Origin of the sequence: Rhodococcus sp. H36-A4 (assembly GCF_027158005.1) — a bacterium.
Taxonomy (GTDB): Bacteria; Actinomycetota; Actinomycetes; order Mycobacteriales; family Mycobacteriaceae; genus Rhodococcoides.
The window spans coordinates 208303-223900 of sequence record NZ_JAPVLQ010000003.1; the positions used below are offsets into that span (position 1 = coordinate 208303).

The 15598-nt window shown below is 61.3% G+C and carries 12 protein-coding genes; 11 read left to right on the forward strand and 1 reads right to left on the reverse strand.

Annotation, left to right across the window (positions count from 1 at the left end; genetic code table 11):
• Positions 1–173: 173 nt before the first annotated feature.
• From O1W68_RS10070 to secA, 9 genes are all read left to right on the forward strand, one after another.
• Complete coding sequence (locus tag O1W68_RS10070) at positions 174–1367, forward strand: alkane 1-monooxygenase (RefSeq protein WP_269303719.1); 1194 nt, start codon at positions 174–176, stop codon at positions 1365–1367.
• Between the two features lie 65 nt (positions 1368–1432).
• Complete coding sequence (ahcY, locus tag O1W68_RS10075; RefSeq protein WP_269303226.1) at positions 1433–2953, forward strand: adenosylhomocysteinase; 1521 nt, start codon at positions 1433–1435, stop codon at positions 2951–2953.
• Positions 2954–2969: 16 nt separating this feature from the next.
• Positions 2970–3635, forward strand: coding sequence for a dTMP kinase (locus O1W68_RS10080; protein WP_269303227.1), 666 nt, complete (start codon positions 2970–2972; stop codon positions 3633–3635).
• Between the two features lie 4 nt (positions 3636–3639).
• Positions 3640–4317, forward strand: a complete 678-nt coding sequence (gene mtrA / locus O1W68_RS10085; RefSeq protein WP_084346856.1) for an MtrAB system response regulator MtrA — start codon at positions 3640–3642, stop codon at positions 4315–4317.
• Positions 4314–6068 (forward strand): MtrAB system histidine kinase MtrB, encoded by a 1755-nt coding sequence (gene mtrB, locus O1W68_RS10090; RefSeq protein ID WP_269303229.1) that lies wholly within the window; start codon positions 4314–4316, stop codon positions 6066–6068. The genes mtrA and mtrB overlap by 4 nt, the downstream gene beginning before the upstream one ends.
• Positions 6068–7837 (forward strand): MtrAB system accessory lipoprotein LpqB, encoded by a 1770-nt coding sequence (gene lpqB, locus O1W68_RS10095; RefSeq protein ID WP_269303720.1) that lies wholly within the window; start codon positions 6068–6070, stop codon positions 7835–7837. The genes mtrB and lpqB overlap by 1 nt, the downstream gene beginning before the upstream one ends.
• 52 nt (positions 7838–7889) lie before the next feature.
• A complete protein-coding gene (locus tag O1W68_RS10100) occupies positions 7890–8630 on the forward strand; it encodes a ComF family protein (RefSeq protein WP_269303231.1) in 741 nt (246 codons plus the stop codon).
• 222 nt (positions 8631–8852) lie between these two features.
• The gene (gene hpf, locus O1W68_RS10105) at positions 8853–9521 is read left to right on the forward strand and encodes a ribosome hibernation-promoting factor, HPF/YfiA family (RefSeq protein WP_269303233.1); all 669 of its coding nucleotides are present in this window, start codon (positions 8853–8855) and stop codon (positions 9519–9521) included.
• A 274-nt stretch (positions 9522–9795) separates the two neighbouring features.
• Positions 9796–12723 carry a preprotein translocase subunit SecA gene (gene secA / locus O1W68_RS10110; protein ID WP_269303234.1) on the forward strand — a complete coding sequence of 976 codons (2928 nt, stop codon included), beginning with the start codon at positions 9796–9798 and terminating at the stop codon, positions 12721–12723.
• Between the two features lie 25 nt (positions 12724–12748).
• Here secA and O1W68_RS10115 read toward each other — a convergent pair whose 3' ends face one another.
• Complete coding sequence (locus tag O1W68_RS10115) at positions 12749–13102, reverse strand: Rv3235 family protein (RefSeq protein ID WP_269303236.1); 354 nt, start codon at positions 13100–13102, stop codon at positions 12749–12751.
• Positions 13103–13527: 425 nt separating this feature from the next.
• On the opposite strand from O1W68_RS10115, the gene O1W68_RS10120 reads away from it, so the two are divergent.
• Both O1W68_RS10120 and O1W68_RS10125 read left to right on the forward strand, forming a co-directional pair.
• Positions 13528–14979 carry a WS/DGAT/MGAT family O-acyltransferase gene (locus O1W68_RS10120; protein WP_269303238.1) on the forward strand — a complete coding sequence of 484 codons (1452 nt, stop codon included), beginning with the start codon at positions 13528–13530 and terminating at the stop codon, positions 14977–14979.
• Positions 14980–14990: 11 nt separating this feature from the next.
• Positions 14991–15515 (forward strand): DUF6912 family protein, encoded by a 525-nt coding sequence (locus O1W68_RS10125; RefSeq protein ID WP_269303239.1) that lies wholly within the window; start codon positions 14991–14993, stop codon positions 15513–15515.
• Positions 15516–15598: the final 83 nt, after the last annotated feature.

Genomic DNA, 15598 nt, shown 5'->3' on the forward strand with positions numbered 1-15598 from the left:
TAGGCTGCGCGAGCCAGCTTCGGGTCGAGTTTTAGGGGTGTGGGTTGAGTCAGGCCGACCGTAACTGCGCGGTTGTCGACGAGGTCTCCGTCGGTAGCGTCTCTCCCCATGTAGCCCTGCGCCCCGAGCGCGAGGCGTCGTGTGCGTCCACGTCGGCGAGCGATGTACCGTCGATCACCGCCGCGCAGCCTGTAACAGCTGAAAACCGGCGAGGCTACAAGCGGTATTTATGGCTGCTCGGTCTACTTGCGCCCGCTTCGGCTTTGTTGCCTTCGCAATTGGTCCTGTGGACCGGCATGCCGATATTTTGGTGGAGCGGCTTGATGGTCTTCTTCGTTATCATTCCGGTCCTCGACAAGGTGGCCGGTGAGGACGGTGACAATCCGTCCGACACCGATGTGTCGTCGATGCAGGAAGACAAGTTCTATCGATGGTGCACCTATGCCTTTTTGCCCATTCAATTTTTCACGTTGCTGGTCGCGTGCTGGATGTGGTCTTTCGGAGATTTGACGATCATCGACAGGATCGGTCTGGCCGTCACGGTCGGCCTCGTCGCCGGAACTGGGATCAATGCGGCGCACGAGTTGGGCCACCGGGTCGAAAGGCACGAACGTTGGCTTGCCAAAGTTGCTTTGACGCAGACCTTCTACGGACATTTTTACGTCGAGCACAACCGCGGACATCACGTCAAAGTGGCAACTCCCGATGATCCTGCCAGTTCACGGCTAGGGGAGAATCTGTGGACTTTCCTGCCTCGGACTGTGGTTCTGGGGTTGATATCGGCGTGGCATCTGGAAACGCAGAGGTTGGCTCGCGAGAGCATCCGACCTTGGAGCATCCGTAACAACCTTGTGCATTCGTGGTTGATGAGTGCAGTGCTGTTCGCGCTGCTGGCGCTGGCATTCGGGCCCGAAATTCTGCCGTACCTCGTGCTGCAGGCCGTCGTCGGTTTCTTGTTGTTGGAAACGGTCAACTATGTCGAGCACTATGGATTGCTTCGGGAAAAGAACGCTCGGGGGCGTTACGTCAGGTGCTCGTCACGGCACAGCTGGAACAGCGACCGACTGTGCACGAACATATTTCTCTATCACCTGCAGCGGCACAGTGATCATCATGCCAATCCGTCCAAGCGTTATCAGGTCCTTCGTACCTGCGACGAGGCGCCGCAGTTGCCGGCCGGATACGCAACGATGGTGATGATGGCCGCGTTCCCACCACTGTGGCGTCGGGTCATGGACCCGCGGGTCATTGCCCACTACGGCGGCGATGTGAGCCGAGCGAACATCCTTCCCCGTAAGCGCGAGAAGATTCTTCGGGCATACGCAGCGCCCGGATGCGTACAGGCTCGGATGACCAAATGTAGGTAGCGCGAACCCTCAGCGCGTCGACCCGATAGCCTGAATGAGAACTTCACGCAATCAGGAGAGGCAAGATGACCACCTCAGTAACGCCGGATGATCGTTCGGCCACAGGATCGGCACTCACCGCGAACAACCTCGGTGGAATCGACTTCAAGGTCGCAGACCTGTCTCTGGCGGAGTTCGGCCGTAAGGAGATCCGCCTCGCCGAGCACGAAATGCCCGGTCTGATCGCACTCCGTCGCGAATACTCCGAAGTGTTGCCGCTAGCGGGCGCTCGGGTATCGGGATCGCTCCACATGACCGTGCAGACTGCCGTGCTGATCGAAACTCTGGTGGCCCTCGGCGCCGAGGTTCGCTGGGCGTCGTGCAACATCTTCTCCACCCAGGATCATGCGGCCGCGGCCGTTGTGGTCGGACCCCATGGAAGTGTCGAGGAGCCCAAGGGCGTTCCGGTCTTCGCGTGGAAGGGCGAGACCCTCGAGGACTACTGGTGGGCCGCTGAGCAGATGCTGACGTGGCCTGCAGCCGCTGACGGAACCCCACAGCCCCCCAACATGATTCTCGACGACGGCGGCGACGCGACGATGCTCGTGCTTCGTGGTGCTCAGTTCGAGAAGGCAGGCGTCGTTCCGCCGACCGACGAAGACCAGGATTCGGACGAGTACCAGGTGTTCCTCGGCCTGTTGCGCCGCTCGCTCGAAGAGTCGAAGACCAAGTGGAGCGAGATCGCAGCATCGGTCAAGGGCGTCACGGAAGAGACGACCACCGGAGTGCTGAGGCTCTACCAGTTCGCTGCCGCCGGCGAATTGACCTTCCCGGCGATCAATGTCAACGACTCGGTCACCAAGAGCAAATTCGACAACAAGTACGGCACTCGTCACTCGTTGATCGACGGAATCAACCGGGGCACCGACGTCCTCATCGGCGGTAAAGCGGTTCTGGTCTGTGGCTACGGCGACGTCGGTAAGGGCTGCGCCGAGGCATTGAAGGGCCAGGGTGCTCGCGTCACGGTCACCGAAGCCGATCCGATCAATGCACTCCAGGCGCTCATGGACGGGTTCGACGTGCGCACCGTCGAGGAGTTCATCGAGAAGGCCGACATCGTGATCACCTCCACGGGCAATCTCGGCATCATCACCTTCGCGCACATGCAGCGGATGAAGCACCAGGCAATTTTGGGCAACATCGGCCACTTCGACAACGAGATCGACATGGCCGGTCTCGAGCGCGCGAAGGACGTCACGCGGATCAACATCAAGCCGCAGGTCGACGAGTTCCAGTTCGCCGATGGCCATTCGATCATCGTGCTGTCGGAAGGCCGATTGCTGAACCTCGGCAACGCAACGGGTCATCCGTCGTTCGTGATGAGCAACAGTTTCTCCAACCAGGTCATCGCACAGATCGAACTGTGGACCAAGCCGAGCGAGTACGACAACGAGGTGTACCGCCTGCCGAAGCACCTCGACGAGAAGGTTGCTCGCATCCACGTAGAGGCACTCGGTGGCACGATCACCAAGCTCACCAAGGAGCAGGCCGAATACATCAATGTCGACGTCGAGGGCCCGTACAAGCCCGAGCATTACCGCTACTGATCCGGACGCGGTAGCCGTGGGAAAATTGCTGGTGATCGAGGGAGTCGACGGGGCGGGCAAGAACACCCTGGCCCGTCGGCTCGTCTCGGCATGGGAGCGCGAGGGCCTCGAGGTTGCTCGCGTCGGGTTCCCGCGGTACGGATCGTCGGTTCATGCCGATCTCGCTGCCGAGGCGTTGCGCGGTGAGCACGGCGATACCGCGGCGAGTGTGCACGCGATGGCTTTGCTGTTCGCCCTGGATCGACGGGATGCGGCAGAGATGATCCGAAAGCTGCTCTTGCGCAACGATATCGTTCTGTTGGACCGATATGTTGCCTCGAATGCCGCATATACTGCTGCACGACTCGAAGAGCAGGCCGACGGTGCTGGGGTCGAATGGATTCGAGCTCTCGAATTCGAACGATTCGGGGTGCCGATTCCTGATGTGCAGATCCTGCTGGACATCCCCGTCGAACTCGCCGCCGAACGTGCTGCGGCACGTGAGAAAGAGGATTCGACTCGAGTCAGAGACTCCTACGAGCGTGACTCCTCGCTTCAAAGCAGGACTTCAGCAGCCTATTGCGGGTTGGCCGCCGCGAACTGGGTGTCACCGTGGGAGGTGATCGGCGGGGACGTAGATCCGACCCAACTCGCCGCGCACCTGGTCAATGAGACATCTGACGGCATGAAAGTGACACCATAGGAACATGAAGCCCCGGATTCTTGTAGTCGACGACGATTCGGCTCTGGCCGAAATGCTCACCATCGTCCTTCGTGGCGAGGGTTTCGAGCCTTTCGTCGTCGGTGACGGCACGCAAGCTCTTGCCGCGGTTCGCGAGAACCGACCCGATCTGGTGTTGCTGGATTTGATGCTTCCAGGTATGAACGGCATCGACGTGTGCCGAGTTCTACGTGCAGATTCGGGAGTGCCGATCGTGATGTTGACGGCAAAGACCGACACGGTCGACGTCGTTCTCGGGCTCGAATCCGGCGCAGACGACTACATCATGAAGCCGTTCAAGCCGAAGGAACTGGTCGCTCGTGTTCGGGCGCGATTGCGCCGCACCGAGGACGAGCCGGCCGAATTGTTGTCCATTGCCGACATCGTGATCGACGTCCCTGCCCACAAGGTGAGCAGGGGGGACGAGCTCGTGTCCTTGACCCCGCTCGAGTTCGATCTTCTGGTGGCGCTTGCTCGCAAACCGCGGCAGGTATTCACTCGTGAGGTGCTTCTGGAACAGGTGTGGGGTTACCGCCATGCCGCTGACACACGTCTGGTCAATGTTCACGTTCAGCGCCTGCGTGCGAAGGTCGAGAAGGACGCCGAGAACCCAGAAGTCGTTCTGACCGTGAGAGGGGTCGGCTACAAGGCCGGACCGCCGTGATCCGTTTTTCCCACTCTCGGCGGCGAATCAACGGAACGTTCTCGCCGCTGTTGCGCTGGTTGCGTTCGCTCAGTACTGCGCTCGGTCATGCGTGGCGGCGTTCGCTTCAGCTGCGCGTGGTGGTCTCGACTCTGACGTTGTCGCTGGTCGTCATCACCATTCTCGGGGTTGTTCTGACCAGCCAGATAACCGATCGTCTGCTGGAGGCGAAGATCACCGCTGCCACCGAGGAACTCGATCGTTCCCGTACCACTGTCGAAGGGTCGCTGGCCGGAGCGGACGACTCGAGCGGGCTGAGTACCCGTCTCGAGCGCGCCCGTGCACAGTTGACCAGTCGCGACGTCGATGCCGGGCAGGCATCCGGGTCCGCGGGCACCTTCGACCCGGTGCTGATCGTCGAAGGCGACGGTGTTCGCAGTGACGCCTCGGTCGGTCCCGTCGATCATATTCCGGCAAGCTTGCGTGAGTTCGTCAAGCAGGGCTTGATCAGCTATCAGTACGCGACTGTCTCCGACAACGAGGGCGGCTACTCCGGGCCGGCATTGATCATGGGTTCACCCACCGGGTCCGATATTGCCGGGCTCGAGCTGTATCTGGTGTTCCCACTCGGGAGCGAGGACAGAACACTCTCACTTGTCCGCGGAACGCTCCTCATCGGTGCTGTCGTGCTGTTGGTCCTACTTGCAGCGATATCGATGCTCGTCGCCAGGCAAGTGGTCCTTCCGATTCGCTCGGCCTCACGTATCGCCGTTCGATTCGCCGATGGACGACTCAAGGAGCGAATGCCGGTGCGTGGTGAGGACGACATGGCGCGCCTTGCCATGTCGTTCAACGAGATGGCGGAAAGTCTGTCCAAACAGATCACTCAGCTCGAAGAGTTCGGAAACCTGCAGCGGCGTTTCACCTCCGATGTGAGCCACGAGCTTCGAACGCCGCTGACGACGGTGCGCATGGCCGCAGATCTGATTCACGATGGCAGTGCAGATCTCGATCCGGCCTTGCGGAGATCCTCTGAGTTGTTGGTCAACGAGCTGGACAGGTTCGAGACGCTGCTCGGGGATTTACTCGAGATCAGCCGCCACGATGCAGGTGTCGCCGAACTCGCCGCCGAGCAACTCGATCTACGGATGTGTGCGCGAGCCGCAGTGTCCACGGTGCGGCATTTGGCTCGGGAGACTGGCACCGAGGTCATCCTGGACATGCCCGATCATGCCGTCATCGCCGAGGTGGATCCGCGTCGTGTAGAGCGAATTCTGCGAAACCTGCTTGCCAATGCTCTCGATCACGGTGAAGGGAAGCCGGTTTTGTTACGACTTCGAGCCAATGCCGACGCTGCGGCCTTTGTCGTTCGAGATCAAGGAGTGGGACTGCGTCCAGGTGAGGAGAAGCTCGTTTTCAATCGCTTCTGGCGTTCGGATCCTTCTCGCGTGCGCAGATCGGGCGGGACCGGACTCGGCCTTGCCATCAGCGTCGAGGATGCACGGTTGCACGACGGGAAGCTCGAGGCGTGGGGCGCTGTGGGTGAAGGCGCATGCTTCCGGTTGACGTTGCCGCTCGTGCGAGGCCACAAAGTGATCGGAAGTCCATTGCCCCTGAAGCCGAGCACTCGGCGTTACTCACAGGGCCAGCCGCTTCCCTCGTCGACCTCGCGCACCGACGCGCCGCCGACGGCGGACGCAGAGCACCCGGCGTTGACGCCTGCGGTGTCCAGCGAGTCGACGGACCCTTCGAACCCGTCGGACTCATCGTGATCCGGCAGTGTTCGGCGACCGTTGCGGCTGTGCTGGTCGTTCTCCTGTCCTTCGCAGGATGCGCAAGTCTGCCCGAATCGTCGACCCCCCAGGCAATAGGTTCGATCACAGGAGGGGCAGCGTCGACTACGCCGCCACCGCCGGCGGAAGGACGTGAGCCCGATCTGCTCGTACGCGACTTTCTCGTGGCGAGCGCGAATTCGGCGAATCGCCATCAAGCTGCACGTCAATATTTGACACGCGAGGCCTCCGGTAGCTGGGACGACGGAGCCAAAACCGTCGTGGCGGACAGAATCGACCTGTTGTCCGGTCCTCGCACTTCGGATGAGTCGGAGTACACGATTCGATCCAACACCGTGGGCGTCCTCGCGTCGGGTGGTGACTATCAGGCCGGTGCAGGCACGGTTGACTCGACGATTCGGATGGTCAAAGTCGACGGGGAGTGGCGCATCGACGAGCTTCCTCCAGGCGTACTGATCGATCGCTCGCAGTTCTTCAATGCCTATCAACGCCAGTCCTTGTTTTTCGTCGATCCGCTCGGTGCTGCGTTGGTTCCTGACGTCCGGTGGCTCACCGGGTCTCCTGATCAACTGGCCAACCAGCTCGTGCAATTGCTCATCGACGGGCCGAAACAGACGTTGGCGCCGGCGGTGTCGAACGAATTGTCGAACAATGTCGGTGTTCGTGGGCCGATCACCAAGGCCGATGGTCGAACAACACAGGTCGGCGTCGGTGCAGGCGGAGTGAAAATCGATTTCGGCGGACTGCAGTCGATGGATACGAAGAATCGTGAGTTACTTGCTGCCCAGGTCGTCTGGACATTGGCATCGGCGGATATATCCGGTCCGTACGTTCTGCTCGCCGACGGACAACCTCTCGATGACGACAAGCCGGACGGGTGGACGACCGCAGATGTCGGTTCTCTCGATCCGTTGGGTACACCCGAGACTGCAGTTGGTCTGCACGCGTTGGTCGCCGGGCAACTGATGTCGGTAGAGGATTACGGTGCCGTTCCTGTTCCAGGATATTTCGGCACCGTCAACAATCTGCGTAGCGTCGCGCTGTCGAACGACGGAACGCTGGTGGCCGGCGTAGCAGACACTGGCCGCCCGGTGCCCGAGCCGTCCTCGACATTGATGATCGGTGGGTACGACAGTGGTGCCTTCCCCGTGGCGGAGGGGCAGTCGATCACCAGACCTTCCTGGGGTGCCGACAACAACGCGGCGTGGGCTGTCATCGACGGAACGAATGTGATTCGCGCAGCACGGGATCCAGCGACGGGGCAGGTGTCGGTCGTTCCGGTGGATGCCACCGCCGTCACTGCGCTCGGTGTGAGGATCACCGACCTACGGCTATCACGCGACGGCGTCCGGGCGGCCATGATCGTCGACGGGTTGGTATACGTCGCGTCGGTCGTGCGCAAGGAGAATGGCTCGTACTCCCTTATGTCTCCCAAGGCGGTCGCGAACGGTCTCGGCAGCGACGCTCTTGCGTTGGACTGGAGTACCGGCGATGCCATCGTCATCGTGCGTATCGCGACCGACGTGCCGGTAGTGCAGGTTACGACCGACGGTTCGCGCCTCGACGCGCTTCCGAGCCGGAACCTGACGACCCCGGTTCTCTCTGTCGACGCGTCGCCGACGAACGAGTACGTCGCGGATTCGCGCGCAGTGTTTCAGCTGAACAACGGAGATCCCGCCGGCGACCGCTACTGGCGTGAAGTGGCCGGACTGGCGGGAGTGAAAGCGATACCGATTCTGCCAGGCTGAGTGCCGAGACCGGCAGAAAACGCTGTCGTACCCGGCTGCTTTGATTCGCCGTATGAAAGCAACTGTCCGGACGCTGTTCGACCTCGCACTCCCTCGTGAGTGTGGGGGCTGCGGTGCTGTGGGAACCCTGTGGTGTTCACGGTGCGAGGACACGGTGTGTTCCGCCGTCGAGCGGGTTTCGCCCCGCGTCGACCCAGGAGTGCCGTGCTGGGCGCTCGGGCCGTACTCCGGGCCTCGCCGAAGCGCGGTCCTCGAACTGAAGGAACGGAACCGGCACGACGTGGCCGTCCCGCTCGGTCGGGCCCTTGCCCACGCGGTCCAGAAACTGCGGTTACTCGGTGAGATCGATCCGCCGGAGCTTTCTTCTCTCGTGCTCGTGCCTGCGCCCACTCGAGCACGAGCAGCGCGCGGGCGAGGTGGTGATCACGTAGAGCGCTGTGCCAGGGCGGCCGCGGCCGAGCTACGGCATGAAGTCGTGCGGATACCGTCGGTATTGCGGATGCGCAGGGGAGTGCGAGATTCGGTCGGGCTCAGTGCGTCCGAGCGGCAGGCGAACGTTTCGGGTCGGATCGAAATGGCACGCTCGTACAGTCCTGGATCTCCCGGTCGTCGATATCGCCGACGCACCGAAATCGGGGATATCGCTGCGCGCGTGAGAATTCCGCGTGAGAGAACGGTCCTTCTGGTGGACGACGTACTTACCACCGGTGCGACGGCAACCGAATCAGTAAGTGTCCTAAAGAATTCGGGAGTGCGTGTCGATGGGGTGTTGGTAGTCGCTGCAGTTCGTTAGGGGGCCTCGATAGTGCACTCCGGACACGCGGACGCACCAATTTCGAGTGAAGAGTGGCACACGAGCGGATGACAGACTAACGTCGCGGACACGACCTCGACATGTTTTACGAGGTCTCGTAGTGGAGGTGATGCAGCCGCACGTGATGCCGGTTGGTTCCCCATTCGGCATGAACATTTGCCGCACTGCGTAAAGCGGTGCAGCCTATATCGGGAGGTACGAGTGACGACCCCTTCACAAGCTTCTGTTTTCTTCGACGAGAAGCCTTCGGACGAGTCCACCAAGACCAATGCCGACATTGTGGTCAAGGGCCGCAATGTCGAGATCCCAGACCACTTCCGGGTGTACGTCTCCGAAAAACTAGCCCGACTCGAGCGCTTCGACCCTTCCATCTACCTCTTCGACGTCGAACTGCAGCACGAGCGCAACCGTCGACAAGCCAAAGCATGTCAGCGCGTAGAAATCACCGCAAAAGGCAAGGGCCCGGTTGTTCGAGCAGAAGCTACTGCCGACAGCTTCTATGCGGCACTCGAGTCCGTCACATCCAAACTGGAAGCGCGTCTTCGTCGGACCAAGGATCGCCGCAAGGTCCACTACGGCGACAAGACTCCGGTGTCGGTGGCCGAGGCAACGGCAGAGTTGGCGGAGGATGACAGTCTTGCGCTGAATCCGGACATCAAGCTGGATTCGTTCGAGGACGAGGCGACAGGACCCGGACAGATCGTCCGAACCAAAGTCCACTCCGCTGCACCGATGAGCGTGGACGACGCACTCTACGAGATGGAATTGGTCGGTCACGACTTCTACCTCTTCCATGACAGCTCCTCCGACCGACCGTCCGTCGTGTATCGGCGGCACGCATTCGACTACGGCCTGATCAGACTCACCTGATCTGGCCGAAGACATAGGTCCGACGTACGTTTCGAGCCGCGTCAGTGGGCCCGACCAGGGGTTCGACCCCAGGTCGGGTCCACCAACGTGTGGTGGGCCTACAAAGCACTCAGCATCAGCGCCTACCATGGACGCGTCGGTCCGCTGCTGACATGAGACTTTCATGTGAGTGCAGCGCAACCGCCGCTGCCGTAACGCCCCGCTACGACGTAGATGACCAGTCGATATCTTGTAAGCCGATATCCGTAACCGAGGATCGAGGACGAGAAAGCCCGTGCCTTCGCTGTCGTTTTCCAAGCTGCTCCGTGTTGGTGAAGGTCGCATGGTCAAGCGGCTCAAGAACATCGCAGACCATGTGTCCACCCTGTCTCCGGACGTCGAGCGGCTGTCCGACGCCGAACTGCATGGCAAGACCGCAGAGTTCAAGAATCGATTCGCGTCCGGTGAAACTCTGGACGAGCTGCTGCCTGAGGCTTTCGCCGTCGCCAGAGAAGCATCGTCGAGAGTGCTGTCGCAGCGACACTTCGACGTCCAGGTGATGGGCGGAGCAGCTCTGCATTTCGGGAACATCGCCGAGATGAAGACAGGCGAGGGCAAAACCCTGACCTGCGTTCTGCCTGCATATCTCAACGCGATCTCCGGCAACGGGGTGCACGTGGTGACCGTCAACGACTACCTGGCCAGGCGAGATTCGGAGTGGATGGGCCGAGTCCACCGCTTCCTCGGCCTCGAGGTCGACGTCATTCTCTCGGGAATGACGCCTACCGAGCGACGTGCGGCCTATTCGGCCGACATCACCTACGGAACGAACAACGAATTCGGATTCGACTACCTCCGCGACAACATGACGCACTCCCTCGACGATCTGGTGCAGCGGGGTCACAACTTCGCTGTCGTCGACGAGGTCGATTCGATCCTCATCGACGAGGCGCGCACGCCGCTGATCATCTCGGGTCCGGCCGACGCGTCGTCGAAGTGGTACGGGGAATTTGCCCGAATCGTGCCGATGATGAAGATCGACGTGCACTACGAGGTCGACATCCGTAAGCGCACCATCGGTGTCCACGAGGCGGGCGTCGAATTCGTCGAGGACCAGCTCGGCATCGACAATCTGTACGAGGCCGCCAATTCTCCGCTGGTGAACTACCTCAACAACGCGATCAAGGCGAAAGAGCTCTACGCCAAGGACAAGGACTACATCGTCCGCGACGGCGAGGTCATCATCGTCGATGAGTTCACCGGCCGCATCCTCGTGGGGCGTCGATACAACGAGGGTATGCACCAGGCCATCGAGGCCAAGGAGAAGGTCGAGATCAAGGCCGAGAATCAGACTCTCGCCACGATCACGCTGCAGAACTATTTCCGGCTGTACGACACCTTGTCCGGCATGACCGGTACTGCCCAGACCGAAGCGGCCGAGCTTCATCAGATCTACGGGTTGGGCGTCATTCCGATTCCGACCAACCGCCCGATGGTTCGCGTCGACAATGGCGACCTCATCTACAAGACCGAAGAGGCGAAGTTCGATGCGGTGGTCGCCGACGTCGTCGCACGGCACAACAAGGGGCAGCCGGTTCTTATCGGAACGACGAGTGTCGAGCGCTCGGAGTACTTGTCCAAGCAGTTCACCAAGCAAGGCGTAGTGCACAGCGTGCTCAACGCGAAGTTCCACGAGCAGGAAGCCACCATCGTGGCCGAGGCCGGCATGCTCGGTGCCGTCACTGTGGCAACCAACATGGCAGGACGTGGCACCGACGTCGTGCTGGGTGGCAACCCCGACATCATCACCGATCTGCAACTGCGTAAGCAGGGTCTGGACCCGGTGGAGACACCCGACGCCTATCAAGATGCGTGGGAGCTTTCGCTGGAGACGGTGAAGGCCCAGGTGAAAGCCGACGCAGCGACCGTGCGTGATGCAGGCGGGCTGTACGTCCTCGGTACCGAGCGGCACGACTCGCGACGGATCGACAACCAGCTTCGTGGCCGCTCTGGTCGTCAGGGTGACCCGGGGGAGTCGCGCTTCTATCTGTCACTCGGTGACGAGTTGATGCGTCGATTCAACGGTGGCGCACTCGAATCGATCATGACTCGTCTCAACCTGCCCGATGACGTGCCGATCGAGGCCAAAATGGTCTCGAAGGCCATCAAGAGTGCGCAGACCCAGGTCGAGCAGCAGAACTTCGAGATCCGTAAGAACGTCCTGAAGTACGACGAGGTCATGAACCAGCAGCGCACCGTCATCTACGAGGAGCGGCGCCGCATCCTCGAGGGTGCAGACATGGAAGGCCAGGTCGAGGGGATGATCACCGATGTGATCACCGCCTACGTCACCGGGGCCACTGCTGACGGGTACGTCGAGGATTGGGATCTCGAGCAGTTGTGGACGGCATTGAAGACCTTGTATCCGGTTGGTCTGGATTACAAGGAGCTCTCGCAGGAGAACGAGTTCGGCGAAAAGGGTGATCTGAGCCGCGAGGAGCTCTTGGAGGCGTTGCTTGCCGACGCTCGAGCCGCGTACGCGACGCGTGAGAAGAACATCGAAGAGATCGCGGGCGAGAACGGAATGCGTGAGCTGGAGCGTCGCGTGCTGCTCTCGGTGCTCGATCGAAAGTGGCGTGAGCACCTCTACGAGATGGATTACCTCAAGGAGGGCATCGGCCTGCGCGCGATGGCGCAGCGGGATCCGCTGGTGGAGTACCAGCGCGAGGGGTACGACATGTTCCAGGGAATGTTGGAGGGGTTGAAAGAGGAATCCGTCGGGTTCTTGTTCAACCTGCAGGTCGAGGCGACCCCAGCGCCCGCAGGTCCTGCGGTGGGGGCAGGCCTGGCGGTCGCGCCCGGTCTGGCATCTCCGATCGGTACGGCCGGCGCCTCGATGCAGAAGTCGACAGCTGCCCAGAAGGCACCGATTCAGAATCCGCTGCCGGCACAGGACAACCTCGCACAGCCTGCGCAGGGTGCGGCACCGAGCGCCCTTCGTGCTAAGGGCCTCGACGAACGCCCCAGTGGGAGGTTGACGTTCTCCGGTCCGGACGAAGACGGCGGTACCGAGGTACGGCGTTCGGGCGGATCCGGTCAAGGGGGATCAGCGACTGCAGGAACACCGGTCACCCCTGAAGGGACGCGCAGGGAGCGACGAGAGGCAGCTCGCGAGCAGTCGAAAACCTCCAACAAGTCCGGTAGGTCCAAGAAGAAGCGTTGAGAACCTGCAGTCGTTCGGGTGAACCTCAACGGATCCTGACCGAGGTGACCGTCCAGCCCGAGTGTCGTGCAGTCTTTCGATATTCGAGGCGGGCGGCTACCGCAAAGATGCGCGGTCCGCGAGCATAGGTGCCGAACACCTCCGCGGAGTGCTTTGCGCATCGACTCACATGTACCCGTCGGAGTGACGCGGCGCCGAGACTCCGGCCGGGTGGCTGCGAGTTCACAAGGGTCTTGAGTGATTCGACAACAGTGGGGGTGAACAGGGCGCCCAGCCTGGCGGGTGTTCGGCGCCTGTCGAGAACCTCCAGGATCAGTCGCAACGCGTGCTCTGCACCCCGCTGTGCGTCTTCGGAAGTCTGACGCTCGGCTGGGTTCACAACATTCGATCCAGTAGTGCTCCCGTGAGCGTGGTTTCCAAGACTTCGCTGAAAGGGGCGGCGTCGACGGTCCGACTGGCTTCCGGCGTGTACGTGTGCAAGATGGCGATCGAGACGATTCCTGGCGCTCGCGGCGGCACTTCCAGACGCAGTCGGAGGCTCGAAAGGGCGGGCTTGCGATAGGAATGTATGACGGTTCGACACGGGCGGGTTGTCCATTGTTCGCATCCCTTACGTCGCGGTGTATGCATCCTCTAGTGAGAGAGACGGAACCGGAGGCCGTACGGTTCCATCGTCGTCTTTCATGCAGCAGGTAGAAATGGCTGTAGCGTTTTGCTTCATCCAAGTTCGATCGACAGGGTCGGTTCGAGCGTCGGGCAGAACTAGCCGGTACCGGCGAACGGAAACGGGGATCAGGATTCGCGATGGCGACAAGGCTGACTACGCAGGACGCGTCTTTCTACTTTCTCGAGGCCAGTAGCTCTCCCATGCATTTGGGATCGTTGGCGATTTTCCGCACACCGCGCAGCGGTTTCAGTCACAAAAGTTTGCTCGAGCTTGTCGAGGAGCGCCTGGTTCTCGTGCCCCGCTATCGGCAGAAGGTTCGCGAGGTCGCATTCGGGCTGGCGCGCCCGGTATGGGTCGACGATCCGGAGTTCGACATCACTTACCACATTCGTCGGTCTGCGCTACCGAAACCGGGTTCCGATGATCAGCTCCACGATTTGATTGCCCGGCTCACTTCCCGACCCCTCGACCGAACGCGTCCACTGTGGGAGATGTATCTCGTGGAGGGGTTGTCCAAAAACAGGTTCGCCATCTTCACCAAATCGCATTCTGCGCTCGTGGACGGAGAGACGGCACTCGAGCTCGGTCAAGTCATCCTCGACGCGAGCAAAAGCCCCCCTGTCATGGCCGAGGAACTGTGGATGCCGGCGCGCGAGCCCAAGGACACAACGCTTGTCCTCGAAGCCATCACCGAGATGATCGTTCGCCCCAGTGAAGGCGTCGAAGTCGTCCGAGGGGCGTTCCGCGGCATCACCGACGTGGCGAGTGAGGCCGTTGCCGCGACAGGCAAAGTGTTTTCCGCCGTGCGCAAGGCGGCGCAGGTTGCGCCCTCCAGCCCGCTGAATACTCCGATATCTCGGAATCGTCGGTTCGCGGTGGCTAAGACAGAACTGTCCGACTACCGAAAGATCCACACCCGATTCGGTTGTTCGATCAACGATGTCGTGCTCGCCGTGGTGACGGGTGCCCTGCGCAACTGGCTTCTCTCGCGCGGCGAACCGGTGACCGAGTCTTCGACGGTTCGGGCATTGGTGCCGATGTCGGTGTACGTCGCCATCGAAGCGGCAGGACACCTCGAGCACGCCGCCAGGCTGACCGGTGAGCCCGAAGCCGAGGTGCAGCGCAGCGAAGTGTCGTCGTTTCTCGTAGACCTGCCCGTAGGTGAGCCCAACGCAGTCGTCCGGCTGTCGCATATTTCTCATGCGACCGAAGCTCATGCGCGACAGTCACCCGGAGTGACGGCTCAAACTCTCATGCGAATTTCCGGATTCGCGCCCGCCAGCTTGCATGCGATGGGCGTGCGAGCGGGTAGTCGGCTATCGAAGCGACTGTTCAACCTGATCATCACCAACGCGCCGGGGCCGCAGTTTCCACTGTATGTGGGTGGCGCGCGCATGCTGGAGATGTATCCGGTGCCGCCGCTCTTCGAGAATCAGGCCCTCAGTATCGGCCTTACGTCGTACGACGGCTCCGTGTACTTCGGGCTGAACGCCGACCGGGGCGCGATGCCCGACGTCGACGTAGTGACAGCACTGCTACTCGAGTCTCTGGAAGAGCTGATCGATGCCAGCAACGAGTCGAGAGTGTAAGGAGTTCAACTGTGAGGGTGTACATACCGGCGACGGTCGCGATGCTGAGGACGCTGGTGGAAGAAGGTGAATTCCATCCGGTGAGCAGGACCGCGTTCGCGGTGACGCCGTCACTACGAGAGGCGTACTCCTCGGGTGACGACGAGGAGTTGGCCGAGGTCGCCATGAACGAGGCCGCCAGGGCGTCGTTGCGGCTCATCGCTGCAGGCATCGAAGACGAGACGGATGCGGGGGTAGTGGACGGGGGAGTGGTGCATCGACGTGCGGTCATTGCCGCGGACGTCGAGGATCCGACGCTTCGTCCCGATCTCGACGACGCGGTCGTTCGGTTGAAGAACCCGTTGCGCATGGACGAGGTGGCGTCGGTTCACCTCGATTTGGAGGGCGCGGAGGATGCAGTGGCAAAAGCTGTTGCAGTAGTCGACGCGGCCGACGTCGGTGATCCCGACGCAGAGTTCGTCCTCGGCGATGCCGAGGACCACATTCTGGCGTGGTACGCCACGCAGGAATTGCCGTTCTTGCTCGCGTTGCTGTGACGGCGGTGTAACCCACGTCGCTTTTGCGTTTCGTCAACCTACGGTAGCGTAACTTACAGCAACGTATCGTTGCCTAGAGCGAG

Bases quoted from the DNA above. Each gene is read 5' to 3' on its own strand.
- mtrA (WP_084346856.1), top strand. From the start codon at position 3,640: ATGAAGCCCCGGATTCTTGTAGTCGACGACGATTCGGCTCTGGCCGAA.
- O1W68_RS10100 (WP_269303231.1), top strand. From the start codon at position 7,890: ATGAAAGCAACTGTCCGGACGCTGTTCGACCTCGCACTCCCTCGTGAG.
- O1W68_RS10120 (WP_269303238.1), top strand. From the start codon at position 13,528: ATGGCGACAAGGCTGACTACGCAGGACGCGTCTTTCTACTTTCTCGAG.
- ahcY (WP_269303226.1), top strand. From the start codon at position 1,433: ATGACCACCTCAGTAACGCCGGATGATCGTTCGGCCACAGGATCGGCA.